At 42.5% G+C, this 20,706-nt stretch carries 23 protein-coding genes; 12 read left to right on the forward strand and 11 right to left on the reverse strand.

The features are described 5' to 3' along the window. Positions 1-3: 3 nt before the first annotated feature. Complete coding sequence (gene purD / locus HTH_RS01820) at positions 4-1,269, forward strand: phosphoribosylamine--glycine ligase (RefSeq protein ID WP_012963009.1); 1,266 nt, start codon at positions 4-6, stop codon at positions 1,267-1,269. On the opposite strand, the gene HTH_RS01825 is transcribed toward purD, so the two are convergent. Beyond that, positions 1,256-2,326: an AI-2E family transporter gene (locus HTH_RS01825; RefSeq protein WP_012963010.1), complete on the reverse strand. Its 1,071-nt coding sequence runs from the start codon at positions 2,324-2,326 to the stop codon at positions 1,256-1,258. The two genes, purD and HTH_RS01825, sit on opposite strands and share 14 nt — an antisense overlap. A gap of 25 nt (positions 2,327-2,351) precedes the next feature. Between HTH_RS01825 and HTH_RS01830 the strand changes: the two genes are divergently transcribed. Continuing rightward, positions 2,352-2,891 carry a tetratricopeptide repeat protein gene (locus HTH_RS01830; RefSeq protein ID WP_232500448.1) on the forward strand — a complete coding sequence of 180 codons (540 nt, stop codon included), beginning with the start codon at positions 2,352-2,354 and terminating at the stop codon, positions 2,889-2,891. On the opposite strand, the gene HTH_RS01835 is transcribed toward HTH_RS01830, so the two are convergent. Continuing rightward, positions 2,875-3,900: a chorismate-binding protein gene (locus HTH_RS01835; protein WP_012963012.1), complete on the reverse strand. Its 1,026-nt coding sequence runs from the start codon at positions 3,898-3,900 to the stop codon at positions 2,875-2,877. The genes HTH_RS01830 and HTH_RS01835 overlap by 17 nt on opposite strands. After that, a complete protein-coding gene (locus tag HTH_RS01840; protein ID WP_014462551.1) occupies positions 3,900-4,637 on the reverse strand; it encodes an aminotransferase class IV in 738 nt (245 codons plus the stop codon). Before HTH_RS01840 ends, HTH_RS01835 begins: the two co-directional genes overlap by 1 nt. Before the next feature lie 33 nt (positions 4,638-4,670). Here HTH_RS01840 and rnr point away from each other — a divergent pair, with 33 nt between their 5' ends. The 6 genes from rnr to HTH_RS01870 are packed head-to-tail and all read left to right on the forward strand — an operon-like array spanning position 4,671 to position 11,655. Then, positions 4,671-6,770, forward strand: a complete 2,100-nt coding sequence (rnr, locus tag HTH_RS01845) for a ribonuclease R (protein WP_012963014.1) — start codon at positions 4,671-4,673, stop codon at positions 6,768-6,770. Next, positions 6,767-8,068 (forward strand): UDP-glucose dehydrogenase family protein, encoded by a 1,302-nt coding sequence (locus HTH_RS01850; protein ID WP_012963015.1) that lies wholly within the window; start codon positions 6,767-6,769, stop codon positions 8,066-8,068. Before rnr ends, HTH_RS01850 begins: the two co-directional genes overlap by 4 nt. After that, positions 8,065-9,045, forward strand: a complete 981-nt coding sequence (locus tag HTH_RS01855) for an ABC transporter permease (RefSeq protein WP_012963016.1) — start codon at positions 8,065-8,067, stop codon at positions 9,043-9,045. The genes HTH_RS01850 and HTH_RS01855 overlap by 4 nt, the downstream gene beginning before the upstream one ends. Then, positions 9,042-9,791: a dihydroorotate dehydrogenase electron transfer subunit gene (locus HTH_RS01860; RefSeq protein WP_012963017.1), complete on the forward strand. Its 750-nt coding sequence runs from the start codon at positions 9,042-9,044 to the stop codon at positions 9,789-9,791. Before HTH_RS01855 ends, HTH_RS01860 begins: the two co-directional genes overlap by 4 nt. Beyond that, entirely contained in the window at positions 9,791-10,414 is a 624-nt protein-coding gene (locus tag HTH_RS01865; protein WP_012963018.1) for a riboflavin synthase, read from the forward strand. The genes HTH_RS01860 and HTH_RS01865 overlap by 1 nt, the downstream gene beginning before the upstream one ends. 17 nt (positions 10,415-10,431) lie before the next feature. Further along, entirely contained in the window at positions 10,432-11,655 is a 1,224-nt protein-coding gene (locus tag HTH_RS01870) for an EAL and HDOD domain-containing protein (RefSeq protein ID WP_012963019.1), read from the forward strand. Here the strand turns inward: HTH_RS01870 and ccsB are convergent. From ccsB to rpsF, 5 genes are read right to left on the reverse strand one after another with little or no spacing between them, the layout of a single operon-like run. Continuing rightward, complete coding sequence (ccsB, locus tag HTH_RS01875) at positions 11,652-12,572, reverse strand: c-type cytochrome biogenesis protein CcsB (protein ID WP_012963020.1); 921 nt, start codon at positions 12,570-12,572, stop codon at positions 11,652-11,654. The two genes, HTH_RS01870 and ccsB, sit on opposite strands and share 4 nt — an antisense overlap. A gap of 52 nt (positions 12,573-12,624) precedes the next feature. Then, a complete protein-coding gene (gene rplI, locus HTH_RS01880; protein WP_012963021.1) occupies positions 12,625-13,068 on the reverse strand; it encodes a 50S ribosomal protein L9 in 444 nt (147 codons plus the stop codon). An 11-nt stretch (positions 13,069-13,079) separates the two neighbouring features. Beyond that, positions 13,080-13,298, reverse strand: a complete 219-nt coding sequence (gene rpsR / locus HTH_RS01885; protein ID WP_012963022.1) for a 30S ribosomal protein S18 — start codon at positions 13,296-13,298, stop codon at positions 13,080-13,082. Between the two features lie 12 nt (positions 13,299-13,310). Next, positions 13,311-13,733: a single-stranded DNA-binding protein gene (ssb, locus tag HTH_RS01890; RefSeq protein ID WP_012963023.1), complete on the reverse strand. Its 423-nt coding sequence runs from the start codon at positions 13,731-13,733 to the stop codon at positions 13,311-13,313. Further along, positions 13,726-14,058, reverse strand: a complete 333-nt coding sequence (gene rpsF, locus HTH_RS01895; RefSeq protein WP_012963024.1) for a 30S ribosomal protein S6 — start codon at positions 14,056-14,058, stop codon at positions 13,726-13,728. The genes ssb and rpsF overlap by 8 nt, the downstream gene beginning before the upstream one ends. Positions 14,059-14,177: 119 nt before the next feature. On the opposite strand from rpsF, the gene HTH_RS01900 reads away from it, so the two are divergent. Next, complete coding sequence (locus tag HTH_RS01900; RefSeq protein ID WP_012963025.1) at positions 14,178-14,636, forward strand: N-acetyltransferase; 459 nt, start codon at positions 14,178-14,180, stop codon at positions 14,634-14,636. Then, a complete protein-coding gene (locus HTH_RS01905; protein ID WP_012963026.1) occupies positions 14,633-16,363 on the forward strand; it encodes a bifunctional 3'-5' exonuclease/DNA polymerase in 1,731 nt (576 codons plus the stop codon). Before HTH_RS01900 ends, HTH_RS01905 begins: the two co-directional genes overlap by 4 nt. Here the strand turns inward: HTH_RS01905 and pgl are convergent. Genes pgl through gnd form a run of 3 tightly spaced genes read right to left on the reverse strand, consistent with a single transcriptional unit; the run spans position 16,360 to position 19,226 of the window. Next, entirely contained in the window at positions 16,360-16,998 is a 639-nt protein-coding gene (gene pgl / locus HTH_RS01910; protein WP_014462552.1) for a 6-phosphogluconolactonase, read from the reverse strand. The genes HTH_RS01905 and pgl overlap by 4 nt on opposite strands. After that, on the reverse strand, positions 16,976-18,331 hold the full coding sequence (zwf, locus tag HTH_RS01915; RefSeq protein WP_012963028.1) for a glucose-6-phosphate dehydrogenase: 1,356 nt from the start codon (positions 18,329-18,331) through the stop codon (positions 16,976-16,978). The genes pgl and zwf overlap by 23 nt, the downstream gene beginning before the upstream one ends. After that, positions 18,324-19,226 (reverse strand): phosphogluconate dehydrogenase (NAD(+)-dependent, decarboxylating), encoded by a 903-nt coding sequence (gene gnd, locus HTH_RS01920; RefSeq protein WP_012963029.1) that lies wholly within the window; start codon positions 19,224-19,226, stop codon positions 18,324-18,326. Before gnd ends, zwf begins: the two co-directional genes overlap by 8 nt. A 444-nt stretch (positions 19,227-19,670) precedes the next feature. Here gnd and HTH_RS01925 point away from each other — a divergent pair, with 444 nt between their 5' ends. Together HTH_RS01925 and HTH_RS01930 are read left to right on the forward strand one after the other, a co-directional pair. Then, positions 19,671-20,126 carry a c-type cytochrome gene (locus HTH_RS01925; RefSeq protein ID WP_012963030.1) on the forward strand — a complete coding sequence of 152 codons (456 nt, stop codon included), beginning with the start codon at positions 19,671-19,673 and terminating at the stop codon, positions 20,124-20,126. 22 nt (positions 20,127-20,148) lie between these two features. Beyond that, on the forward strand, positions 20,149-20,700 hold the full coding sequence (locus HTH_RS01930; protein WP_232500449.1) for a hypothetical protein: 552 nt from the start codon (positions 20,149-20,151) through the stop codon (positions 20,698-20,700). The last annotated feature ends 6 nt before the right edge of the window (positions 20,701-20,706 follow it).

Below are 20,706 nucleotides of genomic sequence, written 5' to 3' on the forward strand. Positions count from 1 at the left end.
AAGGTGAAGCTGTTGGTAGTTGGCAATGGAGGAAGAGAGCACGCCTTAGTATGGAAGCTAAAGCAAAGCCCCCTGGTAAAGCAAATATACATAGCCAGAGGAAACGCAGGGTCTTGGCAGATAGCCAAAGGGGTTGATATAGACTATCTGGACATAAAGGGACTTGCAGAGTTTGCCCTAAGGGAGGGTATAGACTTTACAGTAGTTGGACCAGAGGCACCTTTGGTAGGGGGTATAGTGGACGAGTTTGAAAGCAGAGGTTTGAAAATATTAGGTCCTAACAGAAGGGCATCCATGCTGGAAGGTAGCAAAGTCTTTGCTAAGGATTTTATGCAAAGGTATCAGATCCCTACAGCGGAGTATCAAGTTTTTGACGATGCTGTAAAAGCCAAGAGGTTTGTTATGGACTTTGGCACACCTCTGGTGATAAAAGCGGATGGTTTGGCAGGTGGCAAAGGAGCTGTTGTATGCTACGATCAAAAGACAGCCATGGAAGCTATTGATAGGATCATGGTGAGGGGTGAGCTGGGCAGTGCAGGAAGGAGGGTGGTTATAGAGCAATTTCTGGAAGGGGAAGAAGCCTCTTACATAGTTTTACTGGATGGTGATAGATACATACCACTTCCCACATCTCAGGATCACAAGAGACTCCTTGATGGTGATATGGGACCCAATACAGGAGGTATGGGAGCCTACTCACCAAATCCCTTTGTTGGCGAGGAAACAGAGAAAGCCATAAAGCATCAGATAATAGAGAGATTGATAAGGGGGTTAAAAGAGGAAGGCATCTATTACAGGGGGTTTCTTTATGCGGGCCTCATGCTTACCAAAGATGGACCGAAAGTTCTTGAGTTCAATGTAAGACTTGGAGACCCCGAGGCTCAACCCATACTCATGAGAATAAAGGGGGACTTTATGAAGAACCTATTGGATTTTTATGAAGGGAAGGCTATAAATTTGGAGATAGACAAAAGGTGCGCTCTATGTGTAGTCTTGGCAAGCAGAGGCTATCCAGAAAAGCCTCAAGTTGGTGGCGTTATATACGGGCTTGATGCCATAAAAGAAGAGGATGTCATAGTATTCCACGCTGGGACGGACATAAAAGATGGCAAAGTTATAGCAAAAGGAGGCAGAGTGCTCAATGTGTGTGCATGGGGGAAGAGTATAAAAGATGCGAGGGATAAGGCGTACAGAGTTATAGAGAGTATAAAATTTGAAGGCATGCAGTACAGAAGGGACATAGGAGCAAAAGCTCTTAACCTTCTTTGAGTATTCTCCTTTCGTATATTATCGCTAAGGAGAAGAGAGTAGTAAAGACTATTGGACCTAAGAAAAGTCCCAAAAAACCAAAGGTAAGAAGACCGCCCACCGTTGAAAAGAAAAGCACTATGTAAGGCATCTTTATTCCCTTCTTCATAATGAGAGGTCTTAATATGTTGTCAACGGTTGATATAACAAGAGATCCCCACAGCAGCATAAAAATACCGTAAAACAATCCTTTGTTTAGAAAAGTGTAAATGGCTATAGGAACCCAAACAAAGCCAGTGCCAAAGGGTGGCACAAAGGAAGCTATAAAGGTAATTAAAGCCCACAGTAGAGAGTAATTTATCCCAACAACGGTGTAAGCTATAAAGCTCAAAACCGCCTGCACAAGAGCCACGCCTATGCTACCGTAAACCACAGCAAGGATAGTTTTGTAAATAGTCAAAAGCACCTCATAGAGATCCTCTTTGTGCATGGGGAGGAATCTTGCAAAAAACTCCACAAACCTTCTGCCATCTCTGAGAATAAAAAAGAAGCTTATGAGAAACACAAAGGATTTAAAGATAACGGACCCTGTGGCAAAGAGCATGGAGGTGAATATCTCTCCAGCCTTTTGTGTCAACTTACTTAGATAGGAGGTTATAGTGTTCTTAAACTCTTCAGACTGCATGTATTCATAGACCCTCTGCAATATCTCTTCGGTGATGAGTTTGTTAACTACAGGCAGACTATAAAGGCTGTGCAGAACATCTGTAAGAGTGTGATTCTGAAGGTATTGAATAATTGCTTTTGTTATTTCCACGCTCTGCTTTGCTGCAACAAGACCTATAATAAGGAAGGGTATGACTATGAAAGTAAGCACCAGAAGTGTTACCATCAGGGCAGACAGTGTGTTATTACGCAAAAGCCTTGAAAGCGACAGATGTAATGGATAAGCAACAAGGGAGAAGATAACAGCCCAAAGTATGGGCTTTAGGAAAGGTGTAAGAATCACCAAAACTAGAAAGGTGAAGAATACAGTTATGCCAAGTAAAAAGTAGGAAAAAACTTTTTCTCTGCTCATTTTATTTAATATTATGATAATAGATATGGGGAAGAGTTTGCTTTTTATATTTGTCTTCTTTGCTCTTTCATGTGCGGAGAAAACTGTGGTTGTTAAGGAAGAACCTAAAAGTAGAGCGCCAGGAATGGCGGTTGCTTCTGGTAAGGCAGTGGAAAATGGCAAAAAGCAGCTTAGCAAGGGACACTGTAAGCAGGCTATACACGAGTTTTACAAAGCTCTTGAGAAAGACCCGCAAAACTTTGAGGCTCTGTATTGGCTTGGTGTAGCGGAAGGTGTTTGTGGATACTATCCCCAAGCTTACGACAGGTTGACCTTTGTTGTAAGGTATGCACCTGACGATATCTGGAGAGCGAGAGTTTATGCCACCATGGGTATAACTCTGCTCTACATGGGAAAGGAAGATGATGCAGTAGCTTATTTTGAAAAGGCAAGAGCCATAGATCCGAGGAATGAACTGGTGGTTGCATATTATGAGAATGACCATAAAAAGAACAAAAAACACAAGATAAAGAAAAGACCCAAGGATAGAGAAGGTTACGAGATAACTTTCAGGTGGATGTACTGAAGAAAGCCTTCATTTTTAAGTACACTTCCCTTAACTCCTTTTGAGGGTCCGAATCCCAAACTATTCCACACCCTGCATAGTAAGAGAGGGTTTTTCCGTCTCCTAATGCAGTTCTTATAAGCACTGAGAGTGTAAAGTCTTCCTCGCTCTTTAAAAAGCCAGCGCATCCGCAGTAAAGATCCCTACAGTGAGGTTCCAAGCTATCTATGACCTCAACCGCCTTTCTTTTGGGTGCACCTGTCACGGAAGCAGGTGGGAAAGTGGCAAAGAGTATAGCTTTCAGAGAAGCAGTGGTTTCACACTCCACAGCAGAATACATATGATACAAGGTTTTATACTTCCTTATTCCAAAAAGATCCTTAACTTCTACGCACTTACCCACTATGCCAAGGTCGTTCCTGACAACATCGGTGATCATAAGGTTTTCCGCTCTGTCTTTCTCACTCTTTTTTAGCTCCTCCCTTTTAGAGGCTGTGCCTTTTATAGGCTCGCTTCTTAGCTTTTTACCTTCTCTTCTGAGAAAAAGCTCCATGGAGCCAGAAATAATGTAAAAGTCATCCAGGTCTAAGAAAAAGGCGTAATCAACAGGCTGTCTTGCGTAAAACTTAAGAAAGAGGTCAAAAGGGTCCCCTTTCAGGCTAAAAGTAAACCTGTTGGTGAGATTTATCTGATAAACTATGCCTTCTTCTATGAGCTTTTTTACCTCATTAACCTTCTCTTTAAAACCTTCGTCGGAGATGGAGCTTTCCAAGAGAGTCAAAGAAACCCTTTTTTCCCTTGGGTCTATAGCTTTAAAGCTCTCTATCTCTACAAGCACCACTAAAGGTAGAGAAGATGTCTTTATAGGCAAACCAAACACCTCAGATGCCAGGTGATAAGACAGCACGAGAAAGCAGGGAAAACTCTCGGGCGAAAGCTCATGAAGGCTTTTTAAAAAGCTCACCCTCTTTATACGAGCCTGATAAAGACCACCTTTACCTATCCAACCACCAGAAAAAACCAGCCTCATTATCTGTTTTCTTCTTCAACTATGCTTTTTAAGTATTGAGTTAAGCTTTCATCTACAGAAAATATCTTATCTTCCAATCTCATTACTGGCAAAACACCTATCAGACTGTTGACAAGAAAGAGATGATCTGCGCCAAAAACATCCTCTGGTTTTACTTCCTTCTCTTTTATCTCCACCTTTTCCATAATGCTCTTAAGGGTGGTTCCCAAAAGAAGGCCCGATGCTATGTGGGGTGTGTATATGCTGTCCTTTCTAACTAAGAGGAGGTTGGCGGAGGAGGATTCTGTTATATGACCCTTTTCGTTGAGCATAAGGCCGTCGTAAAAGCCCCTTTGGATAGCTTCCCTCTTTACCAAAACATTGGTAAGATAGTTCAGAGTTTTGTGCTTTATAAGAGGGTCAGAGGAGTGTCTTTTTATGGATGATATGCACACACTTACAGGGTTTTGCAGGGGTGTGTATTTGTATACAAAAACTTTTAGCTCACTCCTGTATGGCATCTGGTAATACTTGGGTTTTCCGTAAGATACCAGGCACACCTTTACATAAATGTCTTTTTTCCCTTTTACCTTTTTTTCTATTCTGTCGCAAAAGGTTTCCAAGTCTGGATAAGGTATACCGAAGTATTCAGCGCTTTTTGAGAGTCTCTCGTAATGGCGCAGCAGCTTTTTTGTCCTTCCTCTGTACAGTATAGTTTCAAAAAGACCTTCACCGTAAAAAAAACTCCTGTTGGCCATGTAAGGCTTTATTGTATATAATTCTTTTCCGAAATGGCGCAAGAGCATATAACAGAGGAGGATGTTCTTGAGCTACTAAAAAAATCCAAAAAACCGCTACATTTTGAGCAGATAGTTAAGGAGCTTGAACTTGACAAAGAGGGAAAGAAAAAACTTAAAAAGGTCTTAAAGACTCTAAAGAGGTCCAACAAGCTTACGGTAGAAAGGGGCAGGTACAAGCTTGCGGAGGAGGAGATAGTCGTTGGGACGGTGATCCCATACCCTGCTGGCTTTGGATTTCTCCAAATAGGTGAGGGCAAAAAAGACATATACATTCCACCCTTTGAGATGGTAAAGGTTTTTGGTGGGGATGTGGTAAAAGCAAGGGTGGTGGAGTTTAAGGGAAAGAAGGAGGTCCGAATACTTCAAGTTATCAAGAGAGGCAAAAGAGAGATAATATGTAAGATAGTAAAAGGTAAGACTTGCTACGCTATACCTCTTTACGATAACCCACACCAGAAGATACAGCTCAGCCAAGAGAGTTGCAAAGATCTCAAAAAAGACACTGTTGTAGTGGTGGGTATAAAGGAGTATCCAAGGGCAAAAGCTCCAGCCAGAGGATACATAAAAGAAGTTATAGGGCATCCCAAGGAGAGGGTTTTAACGATAGAGCTGCTCATAAGAAAGTACGACCTTCCGCTATCGTATCCTGAAGAGGTGATAAAAGAGGCTCAGAAATTCAGGCTCCATATAAAGAAAGAGCTTAAAAATAGGAAGGACCTGAGGGACCAAATATGCTTTACCATAGACCCCGAGAGAGCAAGGGACTTTGACGATGCTGTAGCTATACAGATGACGCCAGAAGGGCATTACAGACTTTGGGTTCACATAGCGGATGTATCTTACTTTGTAAAGGAAGGCTCACACATAGATGAGGAAGCCTTTAAGAGAGGTTTTACCTTTTACCTTCCTGACAGAGCTTTGCACATGCTTCCCGAAAAGCTCTCTTCGGACCTTTGCAGTTTAAAACCCAACGAGGATAGGCTCACCTTTACATGTGAGATGGTCTTTGACCAAAAGGGAAACCTTTTAAACTACGACATTTACGAAAGCGTAATAAGGAGTAAGGCAAGGCTTACCTATGACGAGGCTCTAAGGCTCATAGTGGGCGATCCGGCGCTGGAGGAAAAGTATCCGCACCTGGTGGAGCCTCTCAGACTCATGGAAAACCTTTACCGTATACTCTCCAAAAAACGTTGGGAGAAGGGGAGCATAGACTTTGACCTTCCAGAATCAGAGGTCATAGTGGACGAGTTTGGACAGCCTGTGGCTGTGGTTCCCTACGAGAGGCACATAGCTCACAGGATAATAGAGCATTTTATGATATCCGCCAATGAGACAGTAGCCATGCATTTGGAGCATCTTGGCTACCCATGTCTTTACAGGGTGCACGAAAAACCCGACCCAGAAAAGGTAGAAAACCTTATAGAAATCCTTGCCGGTCTTGGATACAAAGTAAAAAGAGTCTCTCTTGAGCCTAAGTTTTTTCAAAAGATCATAGAAGATTTTGAAGGAAGACCCGAGGAGAACTTGGTGAGGTTTCTTACACTAAGAAGTATGAAAAGAGCCTACTACTCGCCTCACAATGTGGGGCATTTTGGCTTGGCATCTGAGCATTACGCTCACTTTACATCACCCATAAGGCGATACACAGACATCATAGTCCACAGAATTCTCAAGAAGGCTATAAAGGGAGAAGATGTGCCTTATGAACAGATGGTATCTTACCTTGAGATGGCGGGACAGTACCTCTCTGAGCGGGAGAGATTGGCAGATAATGTGGAGAGAGAAGCTATAGAACTTCTCAAGGCAAGACTTATGAAGGGGCACATAGGCGAGGCTTTTGCGGGTATAATAACAGGAGTGGTTCCCTTTGGGTTTTTTGTGGAAATTCAGGACTACTTAGTGGAGGGGCTTGTGAGTATAAACACGCTTGTTGATGACCAGTACATATACGATGAACCAGCTCACAGACTTGTAGGCGTAAGAACCGGGAAAGTTTTCAGATTGGGTGATGTGGTGAAGGTGAAGGTGGTAGGCGTTGATGAGGAGAGGGGCAGGATAGAGCTGGAGCTTGTAAAGGAGGAAGGATGAGGATAACGGTGGTAGGTGGCGGATATGTAGGATTAACAACGGGTATTTGCTTCTCACATCTGGGATACGAGGTAAAGGTGGTAGAGAAAGTTCCACAGAAGGTGAGCATGCTAAACGAGGGTGTTGTTCCCATATACGAGCCTGGACTTGAGGATATGCTAAAAGATAGCCTAAGGCTAAAAAGGATAAGCTTTACCACTGACTTGGTTGAAGGACTTGAGTTTTCTGAGGTAATATTCATATGCGTAGGCACACCCCAGCAGGAAGATGGTTCTGCCGACCTTTCGCAGGTGGAAGAGGTGGCAAGACTTACCGCAGAGCATATGGAATCTTATAAACTCCTTGTAGAAAAGTCCACAGTGCCTGTAAACACCCACAAGCTTATAAAGAAGACACTGCAAAGATACATGAAAAGACATGTAGAATTTGATGTAGCCTCTAACCCTGAATTTTTGAGGGAAGGGAGTGCAGTAAAGGACTTTTTAGAGCCAGACAGAATAGTTGTAGGAATTGAGAGTGAGAGGGCAAAAAACCTTCTGCAAAAGCTTTATGAACCTATAAAGGCACCCATACTTTTCACGGATCCCGCCACTGCGGAGCTTATAAAGCACGCTTCCAACTCCTTCTTAGCTATGAAGATCTCCTTTATAAACATGATCTCAGACCTTTGTGAAAAGACTGGAGCTGATGTAAAGCTGGTGGCGGATGGTATGGGTTATGACAAGAGGATAGGGAGAGCTTTTTTGGATGCGGGTATAGGATGGGGAGGGAGCTGTTTTCCGAAGGATGTAAGGGCTTTTATAAAGATGGCCGAGGATTACGGAGTTGACTTTTCACTTCTTAGAGAGGTGGATAAAATAAATGCCAGAAGGATAGAAAACTTTCTTGAGAAGGTAAAAAACGCACTCTGGAGCCTAAAAAATAAAAAGCTTGCTGTGTGGGGACTTTCCTTTAAACCCAACACGGATGACATAAGAGAGGCGCCATCTATAAAGATAGTGTCTGCACTGCTCAGAGAAGGAGCCAAGCTGCAGCTTTACGACCCTAAAGCTATGGGCAACTTCAGAAGGATATTTCCAGAGGGGGAGGACCTTATTTACGCTCAGGGCATGTACGAAGCCATAAAAGGATGTGATGCTCTTCTTATTCTTACCGAGTGGGAAGAGTTTAAAAAGGCAGACCTTGAAAGGGTAAAGCATCTTTTAAAACTCCCCGTAGTTATAGACGGTAGGAATATTTATGAGCCTGCTCATATGAGAGAGCTGGGTTTTGAGTATTACTGTATGGGAAGGCGATGAGGAATCTCCCCACCTTTCCTATAGCTATAATAATGCTTTTTGTCATCTTTGCCCTCTTTGCAGATTTTATAGCACCCTATCCTTATGACCTTCAGAGTAGAAAGACACCCTACCACCCTCCTACGAGGATACACATAGTAAAAGACGGTAGGATAACCTTTCCTTATGTGAATCCTTATGTGATGGAAGACCCCATCTTTAAGTCATACAGAGAAAATAAGAAGGTTTCCTGCAAAATAGAGTTTTTCACGAAAACTCCCTATGGGTTTAAACTCTTTGGGGTAAAAGCACCTTGCAAGATACATCTTTTGGGTGCGGACAAGCTGGGGAGGGATGTGTTTTCAAGACTTGTCTATGGGGCAAGGGTGTCTATGTTTATAGGTCTTGTTGGTATAACGGTTACTTTTCTGGTAGGCTCCTTGGTGGGCGGCTTTTCCGGATACATGGGTGGTAAGGTAGATAGCTTCATCATGCGTATAGTAGAGGTCCTTTTGGCTATACCTACCTTTTACCTTATGCTATCTCTCAGAAGTGTATTTCCCTTAACTATGGGAAGCTTTGAGGTGTTTCTTATGGTGGTCTTCATAATATCTTTTATTGGATGGGCAGGTCTTGCGAGGGTGATAAGGGGTATGGTCCTTTCCATCAGGGAAAAGGAATTTGTGCAAAGCGCAAAAACTTACGGCGCAGGAACTTTTAGAATACTCACCAAGCACATACTACCCAACACCTACTACTACCTTATAGTCTCTGCCACTCTGTCCTTCCCTGGCTACATACTGGGCGAATCGGCTTTGAGCTTTCTGGGGCTTGGGGTGCAAGAGCCACAACCCAGCTGGGGAAACATGCTCTCCGATGCAAGAAATGTAAACCTCATATCCTCCTATCCTTGGATACTCTCTCCCGGCGTTGCCATATTTCTTTTAGTCATGGCTTTTAACCTGCTGGGTGATGAACTCCTAAGGAGACAAAAATGAAAGCCCTGAAAGTTAAAGTGCTTAAAAACGCACCACTCTCTTTAAGAACCTATGTGATGGAGCTTTCCGCTCCGGATATAGCGCACTCTGTAAAACCAGGACAGTTTGTCATGTTAAAGGTTTCGCACACAAATGACCCTATTGGAAGAAGAGCTTTTGCGGTAGGTGATGTAAGAGGTGATAACCTTTACATATTCTACGATGTGGTGGGAAGAGGTACATATCTTTTGAGCAGTCTGCCAGAAGGTAGTCACATAGAGCTTTTTGGACCACTCGGCAAAAGGACGTTTGAGCTATCAGGAGACAAGCATCTGCTCATAGGGGGTGGTATAGGTATAGCCGGTCTTACTCTTCTGGGGAAGGAGCTAAGAAAGGAAGGTAAAAAGGTGTTTTTCGTTTATGGTGCAAAAGGAAAAGAGCATTTAGGTTTAAAAAGCTGGTTAGAGGAGGAAAATTTTGAACATCTTATTTTTACTGAAGATGGAAGTGAGGGAAGGAAGGGTTTGGTAACTGAGGCTGTTAAGGAGTTTGACAGATCTTGGACTGTATCTGCATGCGGTCCAAAAGGTATGCTAAAATCTCTAAAGAATCTTGTAGAACCAAGCAGATTGTACCTTTCCTTGGAATCGCGTATGGCTTGTGGTTGGGGAGTGTGTCTTGGATGCGTTGTAAAAGGTACGCAGGGGAATTATTTAAGAGTATGCTATGAAGGACCAGTTTTTAGAGCGGATGAGGTGTGTCTGTGATGTTTACCGGACTTGTTGAAGATGTGGGAAAAGTAAAGAATATAAAAATCTCCTCAAAAGGTGGAACTTTGGAAGTGATAACATCTCTTAAAGAGATAAAAGTAGGAGACAGTATAGCGGTAAACGGCGTATGTCTTACTGTAACAAAGGTAGAAGACAGTATCATCTCCTTTGACCTATCGCCAGAAACTTTAAGGAGAAGCAATCTGAGCAAAGCCTTTGTAGGTGATCTTGTAAACTTAGAAAGAGCCATTAAGGTAGGTGATAGGCTGGGTGGACACATCCTCCTGGGGCATGTGGACTTTACTTCAAGAATAGAATCTTTCAGAAGCGTTGGAGATCATTATGAACTGAAAATTTACATACCAGATGAATGGATTTTATACTTTGTTGAAAAAGGTTCCGTAGGGATAGATGGTATAAGCCTGACCGTAAATACCGTAGAAGGAAATCTTATAAGCCTCAACATCATACCCCATACTTACCAAAATACCAACTTAAAGGGCAGAAAGGAAGGGGATCATGTTAATATAGAAGTGGATATATTGGGTAAGTATGTTATAAATTACTTGAGCAAGAGGAGAGAAAGAAGGCTGGACCAACTTCTTGAAAGGCTCTTTTGAAGGTTATAATAAATCTTATGAATGTGCTTTGTAAACAGGCAATATACGACAGGAGTGGGAGAGTGGCCTTTTACGAAGTCTTCATACAAGATTCTATAACAGGTGAATATCCAGAGGGGCTTGACCCTCTTAAGGCGACAACCTTAGCTATAGATACTATAACAGAACTTAATCCCATAAGGGTAGGCAATGGAAAGATCGTATTTGTCAATGTACCTGCCATATTTCTTGAGGCGTCCATGTTTGACCTTCTCTCACCCGATTATGTGGGGATAGAACTTGTAGAAAATAGAAGGTTATCCAAAGAGCTTTTTGAAGCTATAAATGCATTATTAAAAAAAGGTTTTAAGTTCTGTATAGATGATTTTGGGTTTGAGAAGATAGATTACCTGCCACTTCTCAGCAAGTGCCATTATGTGAAGATAAATCTTAAAAAAAATCCTTACGATAAAGAGGAGTTAAAGGAAGTTATAGGTATACTAAAGAGCTTGAAAAAAGGGATAATAGCCAAACATATAGAAACAAAAGAGGATTATGAGCTAGCTTATCAGCTGGGCTTTAACTTCTTTCAAGGTTTTTACCTCTCAAAACCTGTCAGATTTAGAGATACAAGGACCATATCCTACCTTAAAGCAACCATATTAAGGCTTTACAGAGCTATCAAAGATAAAGATATGAAGGGTATAGTTGATATATTGGAGAAGGACATAGGAGCAACTTATAAGTTTTTGAAGTTTTTGAATTCTGCTTACTCTACAAGAACTAAGGACATAAGCAGGATAGATGAAGCGGTAGCACATTTGGGGCTTGAAAACATAGCTAAGTTTACCATAGTACTTGCCCTTTCCGAGATGTTTGTAGAAGAGCATGAGATGGATCTTTGGAAAAGGTCTCTTTTCAGGGCAAGCTTAGCTGAAAGGTTGGCGCAAATGTATGCACCACATGTGAGGGAAAAAGCCTATATTGCTGGTCTTTTCTCCTTGGCAGGGGAAGCTTTAGGACAAAAACCCGAGGATGTGGTAAGGGATCTTATGTTAGACAAGGAGATAGTTGAAGCTTTTGAGAGAAGGCTCAACGAGATAGGTTTTATACTATCTCTTGTGGAGCTACTTGAAGATAACAAAAGCGAAAGGATCATAAGTAGGGTATCCAGAATAATGAATGTGGACCCAGAAGCTGTTAAAAATAGCATAAAGGAGGCGGAAAAAGAATCCTCAGAACTGCTCAGCAGTATAACTTAATCCGTTGCGTAGCTGTGAAGCCCTGGGAAGTATAGATTTATAGCAAAAAAGCAAATAAGCACGGTAATAAAGCCTAAGACCACCATCCAGGCAACGCGCCTTCCTCTCCATCCCAGCATCTGTCTTGCATGCAGGTACGCTCCAAAGAAGAGCCAGACTATCAAGGACCATACCTCTTTTGGATCCCAGCTCCAGTATCCACCCCAAGCTTCGTTTGCCCATGCAGACCCCAATATTATGGAAGCCGTCCATACTGGAAAGACAACTATGATAGCTTTGTAAGTTATTTCTTCCAGAGTATCTTGGGATGGGAGCAATTTGGTTTGAGGAAACCTCCCTTTAACCAAGTAAAGAACTGCTCCAGCAAAAGCAACGGTAAAACCAGCATATCCTACGAAGGCTGTTACCACATGAAGATAAAGCCAATAACTTCTCAATGCAGGCATAAGGGGAGTTATATCCTTTGATGCCTTAAGCATTGCAAAAGCGCTCAGACCAAAGATAAGAGGCACGACAAAAGTGCCAAGTATTCTAAGAGCGTACTTTCTTTCTATAAGCAGGTATATGCTGCCAGCTATAAAGCTCCAGAAGGTGAGGGCTTCAAAAAGATTGCTCCACGGTGGATGAAAGACACCAAGCTGGTAGCTCTGCACACCCCTTCTTATCATACCCGCCAGGTTGAGAAGCAATCCCAAAAAGAGGGTAAGGGTTGACACTTTACCGAAAAGGGAGTTTCTAAAGAGAGGATAAGAGAGGTACATGACGGAAGATAAAGCATACAGCAAGGTAGCGGATTTGTACCAGAAGACATTATCCACCTGCAAAAGGGAAAGGAGCATGGCTATAAAAATCCCTATGAAAGCAATAAGGTAATCGCTGAGCATCCATACATTTCTTTGATGTATTACATGTCTCATAACTGAAATAAGTTTAAGGTATTTCTTCTTTTAAGCAATATGATATAAACCATCAGGCCGGTTTTACTTCCACTTTGATCTCCACATTCACCTGAGGATGAAGCCTTATCTGCACCGTGTGTATACCCACATCCTTTATGAGCGTCTTGAGAAGGATGCGCTTTCTGTCTACATCAAAACCTTTTTCTTTCAAGGCATTGGATATGTCAGCAGCTGTGACGGACCCAAAGAGTTTACCCTTTTCGCCAACAGGTCTTGGAATCTCCAACATCAGTCCCTCAAGGGCTTTAGCAAGAGAGATGGCTTTTTCCTTCTCCCGCTGAAGTTTCCTCATTCTCTGTTGTATTATGCTCTTTACATGTCTGAGATTTCCCTCGGTTGCGGGCAGGGCTATACCTCTTGGTATCAGGTAATTGTTAGCAAAGCCATCCTTTACATTTATAACATCCCCAAATACGCCATAACCCTCAAGATCCTGAAGAAGCACCACCTTCATGCCAAGCCTCCTTAAGCAACAAGATAAGGTAGAAGGGCAAGCTGCCTTGCTCTTTTTATCTCCCTTGAGAGCATCCTCTGATGTTTTGCACATACGCCTGTTTGCCTTCGCCCAATAATCTTACCTCTTTCCGTCATGAACTGCCTGAGTTCCTCGTAATTTTTGTAGCTTGGGTCTTTCTTTTCCTCACAAAATCTGCATGCCTTTTTTGCAGTCTTTTTTATCTCCATGCTTTGCCTCCTTCAAAAGGGTATTTCGTCATCTTGGGAGTTCCAGAGCTTTTCTTCAGCTTCTTGCTCGTAAGTGTCGGGTATAACCTCTTCTTCTGGAGCCTCATCCAGCTTAGGCTTGTTAATTATCCTCACCGCATCCGCTACTATTCTCACCTTGCTTTGCGCTTTGCCTTCCTTATCCGTCCACCTATCTTGGGTGAGTCTTCCTTCTACTACTACCGTGTATCCTTTGGATATCCTTGTGCTAAGACTTTCTGCCAACTTTCCATACGCTTTGACGTCAAAAAAATGACTCTCCTCTTTCCAATCATCTCCCACTTTGTACCTTCTGTTGTAAGCTATAGAAAATTCCGTTATCTGGTTGCCCGAAGGTAGATATCTTACTGAAGGGTCCTTGGTGAGCCTTCCTATGATAAGAACCTTATTAAGCATTTTTTCCCTCCTTTACTTTGACCTGAAAGTTAAGCCATCTTATAATATCGTCGCTTATTTTGTAATAAAAGTCAAGATGGTTGGGTAGCTCTGGATTTGAGGAGGTAATGCGGAAGATAAAGTACCTGCCATGCTGAAAGTTTTTTATGGGGTAAGCGAGTTTTTTTATGCCCCAATCTTCCTCTTGGAGTATCTGCCCACCTTTTTTCTGAATAGTTTCTCTTATTTCCTGAAGTCTTCTCTGTACCTCTTCTTCCGTAAGAGTAGGCTTTAGGACAAATACGCTCTCGTAGTGTCTTGTGGTCTCGTAATACCTTTTAGCCATTCTTACACCTCCTGGACTTTCTCAGGTCCCCACCTTTCCTTAGGTGGGAACGAGGTAATTTTTTTAATTTTAATCTATGTTGACAGTCTTTGCAAGGCGATCTACATTTAGGGAAGACCATGGAGGTCAGAAAGGCGGTTTTGAAAGATGTTCAGGATATTTACACTCTCATAAACGAGTACGCAAAGGAAGGTATCCTATTGCCTAGGAGTTTAAATTCCATATACGAAAACATAAGAGACTTTTGGGTGTGTGAGCGTGAGGGTGAGATTTTGGGATGCTGTGCCCTTCATGTGGTCTGGGAAGACCTGGCAGAGATAAAGAGCCTTGCTGTAAAGAAAGATGCCAGGAATAGCGGTGTGGGTTCTATGCTGATAGAAAGGTGCCTGCAGGAAGCAAAGGAGCTTGGCATAAAAAAAGTTTTTGTCCTAACTTATGCAACGGACTTTTTCGGTAAGTTTAACTTTCGGGAGATTAAAAAGGAGGCTTTACCTCACAAGGTTTGGGGTGAGTGTATAAACTGCGTGAAGTTCCCCCATTGTGATGAGGTAGCTATGATATTAGAAGTTAAGGCATGAGGTATAGTTATATAACTTCAAGAGATGGTCTGCGTAGCTTAAAAGAAAGGCTGAAAGATGAAAGCTACTTATTTCTTGATACTGAGACAGTAAGTGAAAAGATAAGATTAGTCCAGCTGGGTAATAATGAGGATGTGTTTATCGTTGATCTTTTTGAAACGGGGAGCTATGGAGTGGACTTTTTGAAGGACTTACTTGTAGACAAGGGTATAGTGGGACACAATCTCAAGTACGACCTTAAATTCCTTTACAGATACGGTATTGAACCTTACGCAGTTTTTGATACTATGATAGCCAGTCAGCTTTTGGGTGAGCTTGACAGACACTCACTTCAGAAAGTGGCCATGCACTATTTGGGAGAGGTGCTTGACAAAAGTTTGCAAATGTCCAACTGGGGCAGGGCTGTGCTTTCAAAAGAGCAGTTAGAGTATGCAGCGCTTGATGTTAAAATGGTGAGGGATCTCTACTCTATACTCCTTGATAAACTCAACTCAACAGCGCATCAAGAAGAAACGCTTCTAAAAACCAGAACATCAAGAGTTTTTGGACTAAAGAATCCCGTTGCCATAATAGAGATGGCTTTTGTGCAAGAGGTTGCAAAGCTGGAGCTCAATGGAATTGGTGTAGATATAAAAGAGCTGGAGGACCTTATAAGAGAGTATAAGAAAAATCTCAATAAGAAGGTGATGGAGTTTATGATGCATTATCGGATAGACCCGTTATCTCCCAAGCAATTGGGTGAGCTTCTCTCCAAAAGGCTGGGGCTTGACCTTCCTAAAACTGAAAAGGGCAACATATCTACGGATGACAAGATACTATCCCAGTTTATACATCATAAGCCAGTGCAGATGATCCTTGAGATAAGGATGACAAAGAAGCTTTTGGACAAGCTTGATGAAATAAGGAGTTTTGTAAAAGATGGTAGTGTATATCCAGAGTTTAAACAAATTGGAGCGATAACTGGTAGGATGTCAAGCTTAAATCCCAATGTTCAAAACATACCGAGGGATCTAAGGGGAGTATTCAAAGCGAGGGAGGGGAAAGTTTTAGTTATCTCTGACTTTTCGCAGATAGAGCTGAGAATAGCCAGCGAGTATGTAGGTGACGAGAGGATGATAAAAGCTTTCAGAGAAGGGAAAGACCTTCACCGATACACTGCGAGCGTCCTTTTGGGGAAAAAGGAAGAAGATATCAGCAAAGAAGAGAGACAGCTTGCCAAAGCGGTTAACTTTGGTCTCATATACGGTATATCCGCAAGAGGTCTTTCCGATTATGCCAAGAGTTATGGTATAGACTTATCGGTAGATGATGCACAAAAGATAAGGGATAGGTTTTTTGAGTACTTTAGGAGTTTTAAAGAATGGCACGAGAGGGTAAAGAGGGAGCTTAAACAGCTGGGAGGGTCAAGGGGTTATACGCTGTTGGGAAGAAGTTATGTGGCTCACACCTTTCCGGATGCTGTAAACTATCCTATACAGGGAACTGGAGCGGATCTTTTGAAACTCTCTGTGCTTATGTTTGATGCGGAGATAAAAAGGGAGAAGATAGAAGCGCATGTAGTGAACCTTGTGCATGATGAGATAGTTGTAGAGTGCCAGATGGAAAAAGCTCAGTTGGTTAGGGACCTTCTGGAAAGGGCTATGAAACACGCAGGCAGGGTAGTGCTAAAGCAGGTACCAGTAGAGGTAGAAAGCACCATAAACGAAAGGTGGCTCAAAGAGGGCTAATCCGTAAATATGATTATACTTCTGCAATTCTTTATTCTGGTGGCCGGCATATCTTCTCCTCTGAGAAGTCTCTTTATCACTTCTCTTTTTCTATCGCCTTTTGCAAAGAAGGCTATCTTCTCCGAAAGATTTATAAACTCCTCTGTAAGGCTTATCCTCTTGATGCCATCAGGCGATCTGCTGATGCACACATAAGGCGTAACCTTTTGGCATGCTGTATTGGGAAACAAGGAGGCTGTGTGACCATCTTCACCTATACCCAGAAGCACCAGATCAAGACATTTAATCTCCTTGAAGTTTTCTGAGTATAGCTTGGCACTCTCATAGATATCTAAGGAGAGGTCAAAGCACTTTACCCTGTCTGAGAGTATTTGCCTTATCTTCTTGCAATTGCTCCTTTCATCTTCGGGAGGGACAAACCTCTCGTCCGTCAGAAAGAAGCTGGTCTTTGTCCAGTCTAAGGGGAGGTTTGCAAGTATGCTGTAGGCTTTCAGAGGTGTCTCACCCCCAGCCAGAGCACAGTTGAAGCGTCCCTTTTTCTTTATAAACAGATGTGCGACCCTCTTTATAAAGAGAGCCACCTTAACATCTATGTCTTTGCTGGAAAAGAGCTTATATGATCCACGCCTTGCCATCTTTTTGAAGAAGCAGGTGAGCTTGCTCGGGACCCAGGGTGCCCGGTTTGTATATGTGCAAAGGGGCATCACTTTCCAGGATGGGCTGAACTATCTCCCACATGAGCTCTACCTCATCACCTCTTATAAAGAGGGACCTGTCACCTTCTATTATGTCAAGGATAAGAGTCTCATAAGCTTCTGGTAGCTTCTTGCCTACATAGCTTTCCATGTCATACTCCATAACTGTCTCCACAGGGCAGGCAATAAACTTTCCGGCTGGAGGTCTTAGTTCAAAGTGTATGGCTATTTTATTTTTTGGAGATGTCTGAAAGATGATCTTGTTCTGATTTGGCATGCAATCAAAGAGGTTGGCAAAGCTTCTTGGCACTTCCTTAAACACCACTGCCATCTGGCTGAGCTTTTTGGACAACCTTTTGCCTGTCATCAAGTAAAAAGGCACATCCTGCCATCGGGGGTTGTCTATATGGAGTTTAACCGCCACAAAGGTTTCCGTTTTTGAGCCTTCTCTTACCGCTTTTTCAAGCAGGTATCCCTCATACTGCCCCTTTACCGTCTCTTCAGGACTTATCTTTCTTACAGACCTGAGAAGCTTTACCTTTTCATCCCTTATAAACTCTGGGTACATACAACAGGGAGGTTCCATAGCTAAAAAGGAGAGCATCTGAAGCATGTGGTTTTGCAGCATATCCCTGATGGCACCTGCCTTATCGTAGTACTCTCCCCTTCCCTCTATCCCTATATCTTCTATGGCAACTATCTGGACATGATCCACAAAATTCCTGTGCCATAGGCTCTCAAATATGGTGTTAGAAAATCTCACGGAAAATATGTTCTGGATAGTTTCCTTTCCAAGAAAGTGGTCTATGCGGTATATCTCCTCCTCCAAAAAGTAGGTATAAAGAAGCTGGTTGAGCTTTCTTGCAGAAGCTGTATCAAATCCAAAAGGCTTTTCTATGACTATCTTTCTGGGGTTGGTAAAGTCCCTTAAAAGTCTTCCAAGCTTCCTTAGCGCTGTCTCAAAAAGGAAAGGTGAAAGGGCAAGGTAGAATATAAGCTCCTGTCCCTTAAGCTCCCGAAGGATCCTACCAAGATGGTGATATGAGCTGTCTAAGTTTACGTCAAACTGTAAAAAGTTATCAAACTTTTCCGAAGGCTCAAGGCTACTTACCAATACCTTCCAACTGGGATCTTCTTTCCTTGCAAGGGAGTAGACTTTGTGCAGATTTTTAAGATGACCCTCTTTGTAAAGGCGCTCAAGAGCTGGGAGAAGCTTTCTCTTTGCTAAGTCTCCTGTCCCCCCTAATATAAAGATGGAAAACTTCCTATTCATCCTTTCTTTTCAGGCTATGCCTTCCAAACTGGTATCTCAGTCCAGCTAAGAGTCTGTCTCTGAAGGAGTTTTCCTGTCTTGACCTGAACCTCATAAAGAGGGCGTCCGCTATGGTAGGCACAGGCACCGCTCTTTCTATAGCTTCTATGAGCGTCCATCTACCTTCCCCAGTATCCTCTACATAAGCTTCAAGAGTCTCAAGGTCTTTAAACTCCTCAAAAACTTTTTGCGTTAGCTCCATAAGCCAGCTTCTTATGACGCTTCCTGCGTTGTATATTCTGGCAACCTCACCAAGGTGGTAATTAAATCCGCTCTCTTTTAAAAGCTCAAAACCCTCACCTATAGCCTGCATAAAGGCATACTCTATGCCGTTGTGTACCATTTTAGCAAAGTGTCCCGCACCCGGACCTCCCAAGTAAGCGTATCCTTCCTCTCTGTAAGATAGGTCTTTAAAAAGGTCTTTGATCAGATCATAAGTCTTCTCGTCTCCGCCTATCATCAAGCAGTATCCCATCTGCTCACCATATACACCACCGCTAACCCCTACATCAAGAAAGCTCACACCTATTTTTGCAAGCTTTTGGTATCTTCTCTGTGAGTCCTTGTAATAAGAGTTTCCCCCATCAATGACAATATCACCCCCCGAGAGAAAAGGGACAAAACTTTCAATAACATCATCCACCGCATGGTGTGGAACCATAAGCCAGATGATCTTTCTTTGGTCTCCAAAAAACTCAGTCATCTGGGACAAGCTGTCCATCACGAAAGCGGTATCCTTGAAAGCATTCCTGACATCTGGATGGCTATCGTATCCGGCAACCTGGTAGCCTTTTGATTTTAATCTCCTTACTATACCTCCTCCCATCCTTCCAAGCCCCACTACAAGCACCTTCATAAGTCTATATTATAGGTGGAAGATACACTTACTATATGAGGATGTCAACTTTTTAAAGAGAACCCCTCCTTGCCCTTGGGGTAGAATTGAAAGAGGCAAAGAAACGGGACAAGTCTGAGTATGAGGATTTTTTTCAACAGTTCGCTCCCACTGAGCCCGTTTAAAAATCTTGACACATTGAGAGAGAAAAAGTAGAAAAAAGAGAACGAAGAAAAAACCTCTCCCTCAGAGACCTGGAAGAAAGACTAAAAGAACTCTTCCCAAAAGTCCCTGACTTTACCACGCTCCTTTTATTGTGTCTTTTGCTTTTGAGAGCTGTGCTGTTTTTGCCAACGCTGAGAATCTGCTATTTGGGAATTTTTTTAAACAGTCTCGCTCTCCCTTGACAGTCAGAGAGAGAAGTGTTAAAATTAGTAAATATTCTTTTTTAATAGGAGGCGTGTCATGGCAAAAAGGGGTCTAAAGGCTCTGCTTTTATCATCCTGCCTTTTCCTTACATATTTGGTATCCCTACCAGTATCATCAGCTGAGGGTGAAAACCCCTATAAGGCTAATGAATCTAAACTGCCACCTATGAAGAATCCTTACGAAGGTGATCAGAAAGCTGCACAGGATGGAAGAAAGCTCTGGTTTGCTAATGGTTGTAACGGCTGTCACGGAGGAACTGGCGGTGGTGGTATGTGTCCCCCAGTGATAAACAAAGTTTGGGTTTACGGGAAGTCTGACGCTATACTCTTCAATCTAATTAAGCTTGGTAGTGTAGGACTTAGAGAGAAGTATGGTCTTGTACGTATAGGAAGAGAAAATGTTGTAGGTGATATGCCTCCCTTCTCCAGTCTATCCGACGAGGAGATATGGAAGTTAATAACCTACATGAGATCCATATATAAGGGGGATTGATGTGAGGTTAAAAGCTCTCTTAATGAGTCTTTGTTTATTTGCACTTGCGCAGGAAAAATCTCTGGTAAAAACAGAGATCAAGTTCCAAAAGGCTGAATGTATAAAGGTGGATAAGGGTGGCGCGTGTCTCATATATAGTCCCAGCTCTTCGGATAATCTGCGCTATAATCTCCTAATAAAGTCTGTAAATCCTATAAAGCAGGGGAAGTATACTCTCTTGGTGCTTGCCTCCCATGTAGGTTTTATGGATCCTCTTCAGATAAGTTTGATAAGGAGCATTGAGTACAAAAACCTAAACGATGGTCTAAAGCTGGAGGGTACAATAGACAAGGAGAGATTGCCACTAAAGGATTGTGCGGACTTCAGGAATCGTATACTTCTAACACCTTTTATCTTTAACAAGGAACTTACTCAAAAGGAAATAGAAGATATGCTTAATGCTTCAAGATATTGCCCTGACCCAAAGAATAAATACGCCTGCTCTTATAGTGCCTTCTTTGCTTATGTACAAAAGACAGGTATGGTACTAAATGCGGTAAATCATGAATTCGTAACCCTATGCAAAGGAAAGTGATGGGAT

This window comes from Hydrogenobacter thermophilus TK-6 (assembly GCF_000010785.1).
GTDB lineage: Bacteria > Aquificota > Aquificia > Aquificales > Aquificaceae > Hydrogenobacter > Hydrogenobacter thermophilus.